We start from the raw sequence: 16082 nt of genomic DNA, 5'->3' as shown, positions 1-16082 counted from the left end.
GTGGTAGGAGAGCGCCCGGGTGCGTGCCCGGGGTGCACCGGCTCTTGAAATCGCTGAAACGGGGGATGGCCGGTTGTCGGCGGATTGTAGAGCATCCGCGCCATTCGAAATGCCGCCTCGGCGGCTTGACCCGTGGGAATCAGGTCGGCGTGTACGTCAATCGCACATAAATTGGTGCGAACGGCTCGGCCTGCGTGATCTCGACGAGGGCCTCGCGCGACAGTTCCAGCATGGCGATGAAGTTCACCACCACCACCGGCACGCCCTTGCCGGAGCGGATGGCGTCGTCGAACAGTTCGGTGAACTCCATGAACCTGGAGTGCTGCAAACGCCGCAGGATCTGGCTCATGTGCTCGCGCACGGAGAGTTCCTCGCGCGAGATCTTGTGATGCTGGTTGAGCTTGGCGCGCCGGAGCACGTCAGCCCAGGCGGACTGCAGGTCAATCGTTTCCACGTCCGGGAAACGCGGCGACAGGCTCTGCTCGATATAGACCTGCGAGCGCAGGAAGTCGCGGCCGAGTTGCGGCACGGTGTCCAGCCGCTGCGCGGCCAGCTTCATCTGCTCGTATTCGAGCAGGCGGCGGACCAGTTCGGCGCGGGGATCCTCGGCTTCGTCGTCGCTGTCGGCCTTCTTCACCGGCAGCAGCATGCGCGACTTGATCTCGATCAGCATCGCGGCCATCAGCAGGTATTCGGCAGCCAGCTCGAGGTTGGTCTTGCGGATCTGCTCGATGTACAGAAGATACTGACGCGTCACCTGGGACATCGGGATGTCCAGCACGTTGAAGTTCTGCCTGCGGATCAGGTACAGCAAGAGGTCCAGCGGCCCTTCGAATGCTTCCAGGAAGATCTCGAGCGCGTCGGGCGGGATGTAGAGGTCCTGCGGCAGCTTGAACAGCGGCTCGCCGTACAGGCGCGCGAAGGCCATGCCGTCGACCATGTCGCCGGGGCTGGTCGAGGCCGCACCGCCGGCAGGGGCCACGGTTGGCAGCTCCACGGGCAGCGTCAGCTTTTCCTGCGCGTCTTTCTCGCTCGGATGCATCCGGGTCAGGTCGGGTTCGGGATCGGGCGGGCCGGGATCGGGTTCAATCGGGCTTAGTTGCCCGACGAGTACACGTACGGCTTCTGGGCCACGCGCGAGTCGTTGGCGCGGGCGCGTTCCTCGAGGTCGATCGGGGTCTTGTCCCACAGCAGGGCGCGGCCTTCGCGCTGCTCGGCTTCAAGGGCAGGACGTTCCTGCTTGAGCGTCTTGATGAACTGGGTGATTTCCGATTCGTACATGGCCATGATGAAACTCGCCGCCCGGTGGCGGAGTGGGGGAATAGTGGGGCACGATTTTACCGTATCGGCGACCGGGCAAGGAGGAATCGGCGGACGATGTCCGGGGCGCGAACCGGGAAGCGGCCCCGGGCGCCGGTTTCCGGTGTAATTTGACGCGATTCCGGCGTCGGACGCGGGGCCGGGTGTGGTCAAATAGCGACTTTGCCGGATCGACACGGACGGATGAGGATCGACTTGGGTCACGTGGCCACAAGGAGCGCCGCAAGCCGGGCGTTGCAATGCCCCCCACAGCCCCCCCAAGCCGGGGACGGTTGCCGCGCGCGCCTGCGCCGGGCAGGGCTGGCCCTGATGCTCGGGCTGGCCGGGCTGCTGATCCAGCTGCTGGCGTCCGAGGCGCTGGCCGCCCGCGCTGCCTACAAGGTGGAGATCGAGGCCCCCAAGGTCCTCAAGGACATCCTCGAGGAACACCTCGACCTCGCGCGCTACACCACCCGCACCGACATTTCCGAAGACCAGTTCGCCTACATGGTGGAAACCGTGGGCGAGCAGGTGCGCCAGTTCGCCTCCACCGAGGGCTGGTTCGATCCCGAAACCAAGGCCACCGTGACCGGCGAGGGCGACAGCCGCGTGGTCCATATCAGCGTGGACGCCGGTGCGCGCACGCTGATCCGGCGCGTGGACCTGGAGGTGACCGGCCCGGCCGCCACGCAGAACCCGCAGCAGGTGAACGAGATGCGCGCCAAGTGGGGCCTGCCCGTGGGCGACCCGTTCCGCCAGGCAGACTGGGACAAGGCCAAGGAAGACGCGCTGGTCGCCCTGCAAAGCCATACCTACTATGGCGCGAAGCAGACGGCGTCGCGCGCGCGGGTGGAGCCGGACGAGCATGCCGCCGATTTGTCGGCGCGCTTCGAGAGCGGGCCGGCCTACGTGCTCGGGCCGCTCGAGGTGGAGGGCACGCGCCGCTATCCCGAACAGATCGTCCGCAACGTGAACCCGCTCCGCGAGGGCGAGCCATACCGCGTAGAGCGGCTGCTGGAGTTGCAGCGGGCGATCCAGAACCAGCCGTACTTCTCCAATGTGCAGGTGGATCTGGCCGAGCCGACGCCGGCCGAATCGGCCGAGGCCGCCGCGAAGGACGAGACCGTGGTGGCGCCCGTGAAGGTGCGCGTGCGGGAATATCCGACGCACCGCGTCAGTTCCGGTGTCGGCTTCACCACCGATACCGGCGCGCAGGTGGAAGGCCGCTACTCGTACTACAACCTGTTCAACCGCGCGTGGGTGCTCGACACCCAGGCGCGCATCGAGCAGAAGCGCCAGTACGGCTTTATCGAGGCGGCCATGCCGCCGGACTCGCATACCTACCGCAACAGCATCTACAGCAGCTACGAGCGCACGATCGACATCGAGAGTACCGACCTGACCAGCTGGCGCGCCGGCCTCAAGCGCTCGCGCTCGCGCGAGAAGTACGACACCACCGTGTCGCTCGATTTCTACTACGACAACCTCGTGCCGTTCGGCCAGCCGGAGCAGATCTCGAAGGCGCTCGTGCCGGCCTTCGCCTGGACCCGCCGCGACGTGGACAACCCCGTGTTCCCGCGCCGGGGCAACGTCATCAGCACGCAGATCGGGGTGGCGGCCAAGAATATCCTGAGCGATGCCACCTTCCTGCGCATGTATGGCCGGATTCGCCAGTACGTGCCAGTGGGCAACCGCGACCTGTTCATTGCCCGGCTGGAACTGGGTGCCAATATGACCTCGGCCGATCCGGCGCTGATCCCGGCCTCGCTGCGCTTCCGCGCGGGCGGTACCGATTCCATCCGCGGCTACAGCTACCAGTCGATCGGCACGCCGAACGGCGCCAGCGTGCTGCCGGCGCGCTTCCTGGGCACCGGCAGCCTGGAATACCAGTACTGGTTCAAGCCCGAATGGGGCGTGGCGGCGTTCTGGGACATGGGCACGGCCACCAACGACCTGCACGGCGTGAAGCTCTATCACGGCGTGGGCGTGGGCGCGCGCTGGCGCAGTCCGGTGGGCCCGGTGCAGCTGGACATCGCCTATGGCATCCAGCAGAACCAGTTCCGGCCGCATATCTCGCTTGGGGTGGCGTTCTGATGCATATGGACATGCCACCCGTGCCCCGCCGCAATGAAGATGAACCGCGCGCGCCTCGCCCCCCCCGTCCAATACGCCGCCGCGTCTGGCGAGTGCTCGGCTGGACGCTGGCCGTACTGCTGGCGCTGCTGATCGCCGCCATCGCCACCGCCGTGGTGGCGCTGCGCACCGAGGCCGGCACGCGCCAGCTCTGGACGCTGGCCACGCGCTTCTCCGCCGGCATGCTGGCCGGCACGTTCGAGGGCGGCACGGTCGTCAGCGGCCTGCGGCTGCGCGATGTGGTCTACGCCAGCGGCGACACGCGCGTCAGCATCGACAAGATCGATAGCCGCTGGAGTGCGACGTGGTCGCCGGCGCGCCTGCATGTGGAATGGCTGCGCCTGGGCAAGATCGACGTGCGCCTGCCGCCGTCCGCGCCCACGCCGGACACCGGGCCGGCGCAGATGCCCAAGTCGCTGGAGCTACCACTGGCCATCGACGTCGACACGCTGACGATTGCCGAACTGTCGCTGCTGCAGGGCCCGCCCGCAACGGCCACGCCGCAGGTGTTTTCCGATCTTGCCGGCGCGCTCCATTCCGATGGCATGCGTCACCGCGTGGTGGTGGACAAGCTCGTCACGCCGTACGGCAAGCTGCAGGCCAATGCCCAGATTGCCGGGCAGGCGCCGTTCGCGCTCTCCGCCGAGGCGCTGCTGGAGGGCCATTGGCAGGACGAATCGTTCGCCGTATCGGCCACGGCCAACGGCGCGCTGGACGCCCTGCGCGCCGAGGCGGAAGCCACCGGCGACCGCATCCGCGCGCGGGCCGGCATCGACGTGACGCCGTTCGGCAAGGTGCCGTTCACCCACCTGCTGATCGATGGGGACCGGATCAACCCGCGCCTGTTCAGCCCCACGGCGCCGCAGGCCAACCTGACCGTGCATGCCGAGCTGCGCCCCGTGGAAGCGGTGGCACCGCCGCCGCAGATCGCCCAGCCGGCGCCGGGGCAGTCCACGGCGAGTGCGGTGGCGGCGGCTTCGGCGGCATCGGCCTCCGCGCCGGTGCCACAGCCGGCGCCGCGCACGCGCAACCCGCTGGCCGTGGCTGGCGAGGTCACCGTGCGCAACCTCGATCCCGGCCCCATCGACAAGGAACGGCTGCCGGTGCACAGCGTGCGGGCGCGCGTGGAGGTCAGCGAGATGGCCCAGACGCTGCGCGACCTGCGCATCGCGCTGCCGGGCAAGGCCGAGATCGCCGGGCAGGGTGCGCTGCACGACGGACGCGGCGGCTTCGACCTCGACGTGCACCGGCTCAACGCAGCCGATCTCTATACAACGCTGGTGCCGACCAACCTCTCCGGGCCGGTGATCCTGCGGCTGGAGCCGGGCCGCCAGAGCGTGGCGCTGGACCTGGCCGGCGGCGAACTGAAGCTGTTCGCCGATGCGCGCGTGGACGAAGACGCCGTGACGCTGTCCGCGCTGCGCGCCGGGCTGGGCGCCGGCACGCTGACCGCCGAGGGCAAGCTCGGCCTCAAGGACACCCAGCCGTTCAGCTTCAAGGGCAAGCTGGCCAATTTCGATCCGGCGCGGCTGGCCAAGGTGGCGCCGGGCCGCATCAATGCCGATTTCTCGACCACGGGCTCGCTGGCCAAGGTGCTCAGGGTGGCGCTCGATTTCGGTCTGCACGAGAGCGAGTACGCCGGGCTGCCGATGACCGGCACCGGCAAGATCCGGCTTGAGGGCGGGCGGCTGCTGCCCAGCGAGGCGTCCCTGCTGATGGCCGGCAATCAGGTCAACCTGCGCGGCAGCTTCGGCGCGCGCGGCGACCGGCTCAAGGTCAATGTCGATGCCCCGCAACTGGAGCGCCTCAAGTTCGGCGTGGCCGGGCGCGCCAAGCTGGACGCCGAGGTCACCGGCACGCTCAAGCGTCCCGAGGTGGTGGGCGACTACAGCGCGCAGGCGCTGGTGATCGGCCCGCACAAGGTGGCCAGCGCCAGCGGGCATGCCGAACTGCGCGGCGGCCTGGACGGCACCGTGTCCGTGCAACTCGCCGCGCGCGACTATCAGGGGCCGCAGGCCACCGTCCATACGCTCGATGCCAACCTGAGCGGCACGCAGGGCAATCACACCTTCGACGCCAAGGCGGCCGGCACGGTGAACCGCCAGCCGATGCAGCTGACGCTGGCTGGCCAGGGCGCGTGGCAGGGTGACAAGGGCTGGAACGGCACCATCCGCACGCTCGACTTGCGCGGCACGACCATCGTGCGGCTGGCGGCGCCGACGCAGCTGCTGGTGGCGGACCAGCACATCCGGCTCGGGCAGGCGCGGCTGTTGTTCGAGCGCGCCACGGCCAACATCGACGGATTCGAGTTCGACCATGGCCGCATCCGCACGCAGGGCAATCTCGATGGGGTCGAGGTGGCCAATATCTTGAAACTGATGCAAACGCTGACCGGGGAGCCGCCGCCGCTGCGCTCGGACCTCGTGCTGGACGGCCGCTGGAACCTGAACCTGGCCGAGACGGCGACCGGGTTTGCCGAGATCCGCCGGCGCAGTGGCGACGCCTCGATCAGCGCCGGGCGGGGCTGGACCACGCTGGGGCTGGGCGAGACCGCGCTGCGCGCAGAGTTCGTTGGCCACCGGGTCACGTTGCGCGGCGGCACCACGGCGGCACGGATCGGCAAGATCGACGTCGATGCGTCGGCAGGGCTGGTGCAGGAGCAGGGGCTGCTGACCGTGGGGCCGGCTTCGACGCTGGCCGGCATAGTGTCGGCGGACATCCCCCGGTTGAAGTCGCTGGAATCCCTGACCGGCCCGCAGTACGCGTTCGAGGGCAAGCTGGCCGCCGCGATGCGGCTCGGCGGTACGGTCGGCAATCCGCTGCTGACCGGCACCCTGGACGGCAGCGAGATCGCCGTGACGCTGTATGACCAGGGTATCCGCCTGACCGACGGCGTGGTCCATATCGTGCTCGACCAGAACACGGTGGAAATGAAGGAAGTGCGATTCCGGGGCGGAGACGGCACGCTGGTGGCTACCGGCAACGTCAAGCTGGGCGAGACCGACCCGAACCTCACCGCCAAGATCGTGGCCGACAAGCTCCAGCTATTTGCCAGCCCCGAGCGCACGCTGATCGTCTCGGGCGAGGCCGGCATCGCCAACGAGAACAAACAGATTGCGATACGCGGCAAGTTCCGCGTCGATCGTGGCCTGTTCGACCTGCCCAAGTCCGGCGCGCCGGTGCTCGGCGACGACGTGGTGGTGGTGCGCCGCAGCGACCAGCGCGAACTCAAGACCGCCGCCACGCCGGTGGTGCCCGAGTCCCAGCCGGCAAGCCGCTTCAGCCCGCTGATCGACGTCACCGTGGATCTGGGCGACGACTTCCGCTTCCGGGGCGCCGGCGCGGACATCAAGCTCGCGGGCCAGCTCGGCGTGAAGAGCGAGCCGCTGGCGCCGATGCGCGCCACGGGAACGGTGCGCGTGGTGGATGGCACGTACGAGGCGTTCGGCCGCAAGCTCAACATCGAGCGCGGCATCATCAACTTCAACGGGCCGATCGACAATCCGAACATCAACATCCGCGCCATGCGCCGCAACCAGGAGGTGGAGGCGGGCGTGGAGGTTACCGGCACGGTGCGGATTCCGCGCGTGCGGCTGGTGTCGGAGCCGAATGTGCCGGAGGAAGACAAGCTGTCTTGGCTGATGTTCGGCTACGGGGCGGAGAGCGCCGGGGCGGGCCAGCAGCGGCAGTTGAGCGGCGGCGCGCTCGGTGGCGCGGCGCTGGGCATGATCGGCGGCCGGGCGGGGAAGGGCATCGTCTCGCACCTCGGCATCGACGAATTCTCGATCGGGCCGTCCACGGCGGGCCTGAACGACCAGCAGGTGGTCAGCGTCGGCAAGGCCGTGACCGAGCAGATCTCGGTCGGCTACGAGCAGAGCCTGACCTCGGCGTCGAACGTGGTGAAGCTGACCTGGGCGTTCTCGCGCCGCTGGTCGCTGATTGCCAAGGGCGGGTCGATCAACGGGCTGTCGGTGCTGTTCAACCGCCGCTTCAATAACTGGAGTAGCCTGTTTGCCGCCGAACCACCGCGCCGGTCCACGGCTGCCGACGCTGGCACCGCGTCGGCCAGCGAGCCGGCCGGCGACCCTGTGGAAGCCATCAAGCGATAACCACCATGACCTTCACTTACGCGTCGCGCAGACGCCTTGCCACCATGGGACTGATTGCCTCCTTGCTTGCGCTGGTCGGCTGCGACCAGCAGAAAGTGGACGAAGCGATGAAAAAGGCCGGCAACGTGGCCCGCGACACGTGGAACAGCGTGAAGCCGGACAGCCAGCTATTCAAGGGCATCGAGATCGGCAAATCGACCGAGGATGACGTGCGCCGCCAGGCCGGCAAGCCCGAGATCGTGTGGGAGGAGGCCGATGGCGGCAAGCGGCTGGAGTACCCGCGCGGGCCCGAGGGCGTGACCACGTGGATGGTGACCACCGCGCCGGACGGCACCGTGCGCACCATCGAACAGGTGCTGACGGCCGAGAACTTCCAGCGCGTGCGCCCCGGCATGAGCCAGGACGGCATCCGGCGCATGCTCGGCAAGCCGACCAAGGTGGAGGCGTTCGCGCTGAAGCAGGAGGAGGTGTGGGGCTATCGCTGGCAGGAGTCGCCCGCGGACCGGGCGTTCTTCAACGTCCACTTCAACAGCCAGGGCGTGGTGACCACCACGTCACGCAGCGACGACCCGTCGCGGCAGGGGGGATGAAGTCTTTTCTCCCCTCTCCATTGGGAAGAGGGGAGCGAACACACGGTAGGCGAACTTAGCCGATCCGCATGCCCGGTACCGCGCCGCTGTGCGGTTCCAGGATGTACAGGCCCGGATTGGCCTTCTCGTCAGCCGCCGAGGCTGCCAGCACCATGCCTTCGGACATGCCGAACTTCATCTTGCGCGGCGCCAGGTTGGCCACCATCACGGTCAGCTTGCCCACCAGCTGCTCCGGCGTGTAGGCCGACTGGATGCCCGAGAACACGTTGCGGGTCTTGCCTTCGCCCACGTCCAGCGTCAGTTGCAGCAGCTTGCTGGAGCCTTCCACCTTCTCGCACGCCACGATCTTCGCCACGCGCAGGTCGATCTTCGCGAAATCATCGATCGTGATGGTGTCGCCGATCGGCTCGATGCCGGCCGGGGCGCCTTGGGCACCATCAGCGCCAGCCGGGGCGGCGGTGGCCTGGAGCGAGTCGCGGTTGGCAGCCACCAGCGCCTCGATCTGCTTGGTGTCGACGCGGGTCATCAGGTGGGCGTACGGCTGCACCGGACGATCGGCCGACAGTTGCTTGTCGATGGCGCGCCAGTCCAGCGGCTCGATGTTCAGGAAGCGCTCCACGCCGGCGGCCATGGCCGGCACCACGGGCTTCAGGTAGACCGTCAGCAGGCGGAAGGCTTCGAGCGAGACCGAGCAGGCTGCGTGCAGCGCATCGCGCTTCGCCTCGTCCTTGGCCAGCTCCCACGGCTTGTTGGCGTCCACGAAGCCGTTCACGGCATCGGTCAGCTCCATCACCAGGCGCAGTGCCTTGCTGTACTCGCGGCCCTCGTAGAAGGCAGCCAGCTGAGGCGCGGCCTGGCGCAGCTGCACCAGCAGCGGGTTGCCGAGCGCGGCCTCGTTGACCTTGCCGTCGAAACGCTTGACCAGGAAGCCCGCCGCACGGCTGGCGATGTTCACGTACTTGCCGATCAGGTCGCTGTTCACGCGGGCGACGAAGTCGTCCAGGTTCAGGTCCAGGTCTTCCATGCTCGCGTTGAGCTTCGCCGCGAAGTAGTAGCGCAGCCATTCCGGGTTCATGCCGGTGTCGATATAGCTCTGCGCGGTGATGAAGGTGCCGCGCGACTTGCTCATCTTGGCGCCATCCACCGTCAGGAAGCCGTGCGCGAAGACGTTGGTCGGCGTGCGGTAGCCCGAGAAACGCAGCATGGCCGGCCAGAACAGCGTGTGGAAGTACAGGATGTCCTTGCCGATGAAGTGGTACTGCTCGGCGGTGGAGTGCGGGCCGACCCAGGCGTCGAAGTCGATGCCCTTCTTTTCCGCCAGGTTCTTGAAGCTGGCGTAGTAGCCGATCGGGGCGTCCAGCCAGACGTAGAAGTACTTGCCCGGGGCACCCGGGATCTCGAAGCCGAAGTACGGGGCGTCACGCGAGATGTCCCAGTCGCTCAGCGTGGAGGCCTCGCCTTCGCCGCCCAGCCATTCCTGCATCTTGTTGGCGGCTTCCGGCTGAGCCAGGTCGGCCACCCACTCGCGCAGGAAGCTCTCGCAGCGCGGATCGGACAGCTTGAAGAAGAAGTGCGTCGACGTCTTGCGCACCGGCGTGGCACCGGAGACTACCGAATACGGGTTCTTCAGGTCGGTCGGCACGTAAGTTGTGCCGCATACTTCACATGAATCGCCATATTGGTCCTTGGCGCCGCACTTCGGGCACTCGCCCTTGATGAAGCGGTCCGGCAGGAACATGTTCTTGACGGGGTCGTAGAACTGCTCCACCTCGCGCTCGGCGATCAGGTCCTCGGCCTTCAGGGCCAGGTAGATCTTCTCGCAGAGCTGGCGGTTTTCCTCGGCGTCGGTGCTGTAGTAGTTGTCGAAAGAGACCAGGAAGCTGTCGAAATCGCGCTTGTGCTCGGTCCAGACGCGGTCGATCAGCTGTTTCGGGCTGATGCCTTCCTTCTCGGCGCGCAGCATGACCGGCGTGCCATGGGTGTCGTCGGCGCCCACGTAATAGACCTCGTTGCCCATCATGCGCTGGAACCGGACCCAGATGTCGGTCTGGATGTATTCCACCAGATGGCCGATGTGGATCTGGCCGTTGGCGTACGGCAGGGCGGATGTGACGAGGATGCGACGTGCGGTCATGAAGGAGGCCGGGGAATGATGATGAGGTCCGGCGGGCCGCCGGAGGGCGGGCGCGAGGACGGAAAGCGGCTATTTTAGCAAGCGGGGCGCCGGCGCGTCCGGAATCGGCATTGCAAACCGTTCGACCAAAAAAAAGCGCCGGTTGGTACCGGCGCAGCTTTCCACAACGGAAAAGGAGGAGAAATCAGATACCGCCCGGGAGGTCAGCCACCCATCGCGAGCCAGCAACGGTGGCAAGCGGTATCTGAACGGTATGACCCGCTCACCCCTGAATTGGTTTCAAGAAAATTTCGACTCGTCGATTTTGGGCCCGGCCAGCCTCGGTGGCGTTGTCCGCCACGGGCTGCGTCTGGCCCCGGCCCTCGGCGCTCAGGCGGTTCCGGGCGACGCCGCGGTCACCCAGGTACGACGCCACGCTCTGGGCGCGGCGCTGCGAGAGCTGCATGTTGTAGTTCGGGTTGCCGGTGCTGTCCGTATGGCCCACCACGTTGGCGACCACGTCCTGGTGCTGGCCCAGGGTCTGCGACACCTGGTCGAGCACCGAGCGGAACGACGGCTTGATGCTCGCGCTGTCCGTATCGAACGTCACCTGGCTCGGGATATTCACCTTGAGCGAGCCGTCCGGCTGCTCGGTGATCTGGGTGCCCGTGCCCGCCGTGTCCTTGCTCAGCTTGCCGCGGATGGCATTCCAGTTGTAGCCGGTGGCCCCGCCCACGGCACCGCCCACCGCCGCGCCCACGAGCGTGCCAGTGGTGTTGCCGCCGATCAGGTTGCCCAGGCCGGCACCCACGGCCGCGCCCACGCCAGTGCCGACCGCGGTATGGGTCTGCTGCTCCGTGGCGCAACCGGCCAGGGCTGCGGCAACGGCGAGCGAGACGGTGACGAGCTTGAATCTCATGCTTTCTCCTTCTGATGACATGCTGGGATATTTCACAAATGTTCGGCCAACGGCATACCGCATGGTAACTGCATCCGCCGGATTGACGCATCGAGCGCCCACAAGTTTCATCATGCGTTTGAAAACAAGCAGGACGATGGGGGCCGGGCGCCTTGCCGGCGTTGCCCCAGGCGGGTGGCCGGGCACTGGCGCACTACAATAGGGACATGGCAGCACCCGCACAAGGGCAAAGGTGTCAGAGATGTAAATGTCTGTAATTCCACACTCGATGGAGGGGATCTCGCCCGGCGCTATCGCGCCCCTGGCTGCTCCTTCATACTTTGATACATTACGCGCCTAATCCCCACCGACCTATATAAAGAAGCGGAGTCTGCCTTGAGCCTCACCATTGAACAGGTAACCGATGCCCTGCGCACCGTGATCGATCCCAACACGGCCCGCGACCTGGTGTCCACGCGCTCCGCCCGCAACGTGCGGGTGGACGGCGGCGATGTCTCGGTGGAAGTGGAACTGGGCTATCCGGGCAAGAGCCAGATCGAACCGATCCGCAAGCTCGTGATTGGCGCGCTGCGCACCCTGCCCGGCGTGACCAACGTCAGCGTGACCGTGACCATGAAGATCGTGGCCCACGCGGTGCAGCGCGGCGTGAAGCTGCTGCCGGGCGTGAAGAACGTGATTGCGGTGGCCTCGGGCAAGGGCGGGGTGGGCAAGTCCACCACGGCCGTGAACCTGGCACTGGCGCTGGCCGCCGAGGGCGCCCGCGTGGGCATGCTCGATGCCGATATCTACGGCCCGAGCCTGCCGATGATGCTGGGCATCGACGGCCGCCCCGAGTCGGCCGACGGCCAGACCATGGAGCCGCTGGAGGGCCACGGCCTGCAGGCCAACTCGATCGGCTTCCTGATCGAGCAGGACAATCCGATGGTGTGGCGCGGCCCGATGGTCACGTCCGCCCTGGAACAACTGCTGCGCCAGACCAACTGGCACGACCTGGACTACCTGATCGTCGACATGCCGCCGGGCACCGGCGACATCCAGTTGACCCTGTCGCAGAAGGTGCCGGTGACCGGCGCCGTGATCGTGACCACGCCGCAGGACATCGCGCTGCTGGACGCCCGCAAGGGGCTCAAGATGTTCGAGAAGGTCGGCATTCCGATCCTCGGCATCGTCGAGAACATGGCGGTCTACTGCTGCCCGAACTGCGGCCACGTCGAGCATATCTTCGGCGAAGGCGGCGGCGACAAGATGAGCGGCGAGTATGGCGTGGACCTGCTCGGCAGCCTGCCGCTGAACCTGTCGATCCGCGAACAGGCCGATTCGGGCCGCCCCACCGTGGTGGCCGAGCCGGATAGTCCGATTGCCGGGATCTACCGCGAAGTGGCGCGCAAGGTCGCCATCAAAGTGGCTGATAAGGCACGTGACATGACGAACAAGTTCCCGAGCATCGTGGTGCAGAACACCTGAGGCCGGCCGCCGCCATGGACGAAACCCTTCCCGCATCGCCTGTCTCGCCCGAGACCCCGCCGGCTGGCCGGCCTGGGGTCACCATGGCCGTGGTGATGCGCAAGGTGCCACTGGCCAACCGTTGGCAGCCCTGGAAGTGGGAGCTGGACGCGGTGCTGCCGGACCTGGGCGAGTACGGCGCCGCGCCGCTGCGGCTCGATGCCGACAGCCACGGCGCGCGCTGGCTCTATCCGGGCCATCCCGTGGCGCTGTATCGCGACGAGGGCGAGGGCTACTACCTGAACCTGACCTCGACCACGCCGTGCTGGTTCGTGCTGTGGCGCATGGCCGAGGAGCCCGATGCCGATGGCGAGACCCGCGCGGTGCCGGTGACGGTGACGCTCTCCTACAACGAGGCCGGGCGCTGGCTCGATGCCGGCGAAAGCGTGGAGAACGTGCCGCTGGAACCCGCGCAGCGCGAGTGGCTCGAAGCGTTCACGCAGGAAAACTATCGCCCCGAGCCCAAGAAACGGCGCCGTCCGGAGTCCTTCAAGGCGCCGGAAGACCGCGCGCGGTACTGACCGGCCCCGGACCCTGCCATGAGCGACGCCGATTCCTCCTTCCTCTCGCGCTGGTCGCGCCGCAAGACCGCCGTGCGCGAGGGCCAGCCGGTGCCCGCCGAGCCGGCGCTGGTGCCTGAAGCCACCCCGGCGGCGTTAGCGGAATCCCCCGCTGCGCCACCTGCCGACACCCAGGAAGCCGCGCCGCTGCCCACCCTGGCCGACGTGGCGCTGCTGCAGCCGGGCGACAACATCGCCCGCTTCGTGGCGCGTGGCGTGGACGAGACGGTCAAGCGCGCCGCGCTGAAGACCCTGTTCGCCGATCCGCACTTCAATGTGATGGACGGGCTGGACACCTATATCGACGACTACGGCAAGCCGGACCCGATTCCGCTCGATGTGCTGCGCCGCATGACCCAGTCGGAGACGCTCGGGTTGTTCGACCCGATCGAGGAAGAGGAAAAGGAAGGGGAAGCGAAAGAGAAAAAGGAAACGGAGGGGGAGGGCGAGATGGCGGCCGATTCCAAGGCGCTGGAAGCCGAGGAATCCCCGGAAACCGAGGTCGCGCAAGCCCAATCCGCGCCTGACCTCCCCGCCGACATCGCCATCCCGCCCCTCCCTGCGGATAAACGCGCGTAGCCCTGCGCCGCGTGTGGGCCTAGAATGGGCCACCCCTACAAATCCGCCGACCGGACGATCCTCCACCACGAAGAGGGCGCCGGGCCGGCAAGCAGTCTTGCCCCATGCCGACGCTGATCTGCAATTGCAACGACACCATGCCGCTTGACGGGGCGGCACTGTCCGATGCCTCTGGTTCCCTGAAGGTCCACCGCCTGCTGTGCCGGCGTGAAATCGGCGATTTCCGCCGGGCGCTCGATGGCGCGGAAGACGTCATCGTGGCCTGCACCCAGGAAAGCCCGTTGTTCACCGAGGTGGCTGGCGCTGCGCGCGAGGGCGGTGTGGTCACCGCGCCGGTGCGCTTCGTCAATATCCGCGAGACCGGCGGGTGGTCGCAGGGCGCGCGCCGTGACCCGGCCACCGCCAACGCCAAGATCGCCGCCCTGCTGGCTGCCGCCGCGCTCCCCGAGCCCGACCCGGTGGCGGTGGTGGACTACCGCTCGCACGGCGCCGTCCTGGTACTGGGCCCGGCCGCGCGGGCGCTGCCCTGGGCGGGCCGGCTCACCGAGGCCGGCCTCGAAGTCACCGTGCTGCTGACCGGCGCATCGATCAGCGATGTGACGCCGCCCGCCAGCCGCGCGTGGCCCGTCCACAGCGGCACGCTGGCCGGCCTGACCGGCTGGCTCGGCAACTTCACGGCCAGCTGGCGGACCGGCGCCGGCCAGAGCAACCCGATCGACCTCGACCTCTGCACGCGCTGCAACGCCTGCGTCGATGCCTGCCCGGAAGGGGCGATCGACTTCAGCTACCAGATCGACCTGGACCGCTGCCGCGACCATCGCGACTGCGTGAAGGCCTGCGGCGCGGCGGCGGCGATCGACTTCGACCGGCCTGCCGCCACTACCGAGGCGCGCTTCGACCTCGTGTTCGACCTCAACGACGCCCCGGCCTTCGCCATGCACCAGCCCCCGCAGGGCTACCTGCACGCGGGCGCCGACGTGGCGCGCCAGCATGCCCACGCGCTGCAACTGCAACAACTGGTGGGTGAGTTCGAGAAGCCCAAGTTCTTCCGCTACAAGGAAAGCCTGTGCGCCCACGGCCGTAACCAGACCACCGGCTGCACCGCATGTATCGACATTTGCTCGACGCAGGCGATTGGCTCGCGGTGGCGCGATGGCAAGGGTTCCATCGAGGTCACGCCCAATCTCTGCATGGGCTGCGGCGCCTGCACCACGGTCTGCCCGACTGGCGCCATCAGCTACGCCTATCCCGGCCCCGAGGCGCTTGGCGAGCGGCTGCGCACGCTGGTCTCGACTTACAATGCCGCCGGCGGCCGTGATGCCGTGCTGCTACTGCATGGCGAGGAGTATGGAAATCCGGCCATCCTGGCGCTGGGCCGCGCGGCCCGGGCCGGGCAGGCGCGCGGCGTGCCGCCCAACGTGATTCCCGTGCCGCTGTTCCACCCGGCTGCCACCGGCATCGAACTCTGGCTGGCGGCGCTGAGCTGGGGCGCGGGCGGCGTGGCCGTGTTGCTGACCGGCGACGAGGCCCCGCAGTACCGCGCCGCGCTGGTCGAACAGATGAATGTGGCGCGCGCCATTGTCGAAGGGCTGGGCTATCGCGGGTTGCGGCTGACGCTCGTGGAAGCGGGCGACGTGGGCGGGCTGGATGCCGGCCTCGCCGCGCTCGCCAGTCCCCCGTCGCGCGTGACCGCGCCGCCGCCGGCCAGCTTCCGCGCGGCGCTGGCCAAGCGCGAGACGCTCGACTTCGCCATCGACCATCTCGCCCGCCATGCCCCGGTGCCGGCCGAAGTGGTGCCGCTGCCCGCCGGCGCGCCGCTGGGCGCCATTACCGTGGACACGGGCCGCTGCACGCTGTGCATGGCCTGCGTGGGCGCGTGTCCGTCCAACGCGCTGCGCGACAACGCCGAGCGCCCGGTGCTGGCCTTTATCGAACGCAACTGCGTGCAGTGCGGGCTGTGCGAGACCACCTGCCCGGAGGACGCCATCGCGCTGGTGCCGCGCCTGCTGACGGGCGAGGGCGCCCGCCGCACGGTGACGCTGAACGAGACGCAGCCGTTCCATTGCATCCGCTGCGCCAAGCCGTTCGGCACCGCCCAGATGGTGCAGTCGATGCTGGTGCGACTGGCCGGCCACCCGGCCTTCGCGGGCGCCAACGCGGACCGGCTGAAGATGTGTGCCGATTGCCGCGTGGTGGACATGATCGAAAAAGACACCGGCGCGACGCGCGGGGCCACGCTCCAGTAGTGCGGGTGCGGCCGACCAGACCTATCAAGAC

11 protein-coding genes are annotated in these 16082 nt (G+C 67.9%); 7 read left to right on the top strand and 4 right to left on the bottom strand.

Translation table 11 applies throughout. From position 1 onward, the window contains the following. Nucleotides 1-139: 139 nt before the first annotated feature. Nucleotides 140-1042, bottom strand: a complete 903-nt coding sequence (locus AC1DEL_RS06520) for a segregation and condensation protein A (RefSeq protein ID WP_092290703.1) — start codon at nt 1040-1042, stop codon at nt 140-142. A 53-nt stretch (nt 1043-1095) separates the two neighbouring features. After that, nucleotides 1096-1287: a DUF3460 family protein gene (locus AC1DEL_RS06515; RefSeq protein ID WP_092290701.1), complete on the bottom strand. Its 192-nt coding sequence runs from the start codon at nt 1285-1287 to the stop codon at nt 1096-1098. A gap of 342 nt (nt 1288-1629) precedes the next feature. Between AC1DEL_RS06515 and AC1DEL_RS06510 the strand changes: the two genes are divergently transcribed. Genes AC1DEL_RS06510 through bamE form a run of 3 tightly spaced genes read left to right on the top strand, consistent with a single transcriptional unit; the run spans nt 1630 to nt 8131 of the window. After that, complete coding sequence (locus AC1DEL_RS06510; protein ID WP_092290699.1) at nt 1630-3393, top strand: autotransporter assembly complex protein TamA; 1764 nt, start codon at nt 1630-1632, stop codon at nt 3391-3393. Continuing rightward, nucleotides 3393-7541, top strand: coding sequence for a translocation/assembly module TamB domain-containing protein (locus tag AC1DEL_RS06505; RefSeq protein WP_477125434.1), 4149 nt, complete (start codon nt 3393-3395; stop codon nt 7539-7541). Before AC1DEL_RS06510 ends, AC1DEL_RS06505 begins: the two co-directional genes overlap by 1 nt. A 44-nt stretch (nt 7542-7585) precedes the next feature. Beyond that, nucleotides 7586-8131 (top strand): outer membrane protein assembly factor BamE domain-containing protein, encoded by a 546-nt coding sequence (gene bamE / locus AC1DEL_RS06500; RefSeq protein WP_092290907.1) that lies wholly within the window; start codon nt 7586-7588, stop codon nt 8129-8131. Nucleotides 8132-8186: 55 nt separating this feature from the next. On the opposite strand, the gene metG is transcribed toward bamE, so the two are convergent. Beyond that, on the bottom strand, nt 8187-10265 hold the full coding sequence (metG, locus tag AC1DEL_RS06495; RefSeq protein WP_092290697.1) for a methionine--tRNA ligase: 2079 nt from the start codon (nt 10263-10265) through the stop codon (nt 8187-8189). A gap of 262 nt (nt 10266-10527) precedes the next feature. Continuing rightward, a complete protein-coding gene (locus AC1DEL_RS06490) occupies nt 10528-11163 on the bottom strand; it encodes a YiaD family glycine zipper/OmpA-like lipoprotein (protein ID WP_092290695.1) in 636 nt (211 codons plus the stop codon). A gap of 375 nt (nt 11164-11538) precedes the next feature. Here AC1DEL_RS06490 and apbC point away from each other — a divergent pair, with 375 nt between their 5' ends. The 4 genes from apbC (at nt 11539) to AC1DEL_RS06470 (ending at nt 16051) form a co-directional block, all read left to right on the top strand. Further along, entirely contained in the window at nt 11539-12627 is a 1089-nt protein-coding gene (apbC, locus tag AC1DEL_RS06485) for an iron-sulfur cluster carrier protein ApbC (protein ID WP_441590701.1), read from the top strand. 14 nt (nt 12628-12641) lie between these two features. Beyond that, a complete protein-coding gene (locus tag AC1DEL_RS06480; protein WP_477125435.1) occupies nt 12642-13187 on the top strand; it encodes a DUF3305 domain-containing protein in 546 nt (181 codons plus the stop codon). 18 nt (nt 13188-13205) lie between these two features. Beyond that, a complete protein-coding gene (locus AC1DEL_RS06475; protein ID WP_477104829.1) occupies nt 13206-13805 on the top strand; it encodes a DUF3306 domain-containing protein in 600 nt (199 codons plus the stop codon). Nucleotides 13806-13909: 104 nt separating this feature from the next. After that, nucleotides 13910-16051, top strand: a complete 2142-nt coding sequence (locus AC1DEL_RS06470) for a 4Fe-4S binding protein (protein ID WP_441590697.1) — start codon at nt 13910-13912, stop codon at nt 16049-16051. Nucleotides 16052-16082: the final 31 nt, after the last annotated feature.

This window comes from Cupriavidus sp. 10L43_2, assembly GCF_056395265.1.
Note: the sequence above shows the minus strand (reverse complement) of the source record. Positions and strands in the feature narration are given on the sequence as shown.

Bases quoted from the DNA above. Each gene is read 5' to 3' on its own strand.
- AC1DEL_RS06520 (WP_092290703.1), bottom strand. From the start codon at position 1,042: ATGCATCCGAGCGAGAAAGACGCGCAGGAAAAGCTGACGCTGCCCGTG.
- AC1DEL_RS06515 (WP_092290701.1), bottom strand. From the start codon at position 1,287: ATGGCCATGTACGAATCGGAAATCACCCAGTTCATCAAGACGCTCAAG.
- AC1DEL_RS06510 (WP_092290699.1), top strand. From the start codon at position 1,630: ATGCTCGGGCTGGCCGGGCTGCTGATCCAGCTGCTGGCGTCCGAGGCG.
- AC1DEL_RS06505 (WP_477125434.1), top strand. From the start codon at position 3,393: ATGCATATGGACATGCCACCCGTGCCCCGCCGCAATGAAGATGAACCG.
- bamE (WP_092290907.1), top strand. From the start codon at position 7,586: ATGGGACTGATTGCCTCCTTGCTTGCGCTGGTCGGCTGCGACCAGCAG.
- metG (WP_092290697.1), bottom strand. From the start codon at position 10,265: ATGACCGCACGTCGCATCCTCGTCACATCCGCCCTGCCGTACGCCAAC.
- AC1DEL_RS06490 (WP_092290695.1), bottom strand. From the start codon at position 11,163: ATGAGATTCAAGCTCGTCACCGTCTCGCTCGCCGTTGCCGCAGCCCTG.
- AC1DEL_RS06480 (WP_477125435.1), top strand. From the start codon at position 12,642: ATGGACGAAACCCTTCCCGCATCGCCTGTCTCGCCCGAGACCCCGCCG.
- AC1DEL_RS06475 (WP_477104829.1), top strand. From the start codon at position 13,206: ATGAGCGACGCCGATTCCTCCTTCCTCTCGCGCTGGTCGCGCCGCAAG.
- AC1DEL_RS06470 (WP_441590697.1), top strand. From the start codon at position 13,910: ATGCCGACGCTGATCTGCAATTGCAACGACACCATGCCGCTTGACGGG.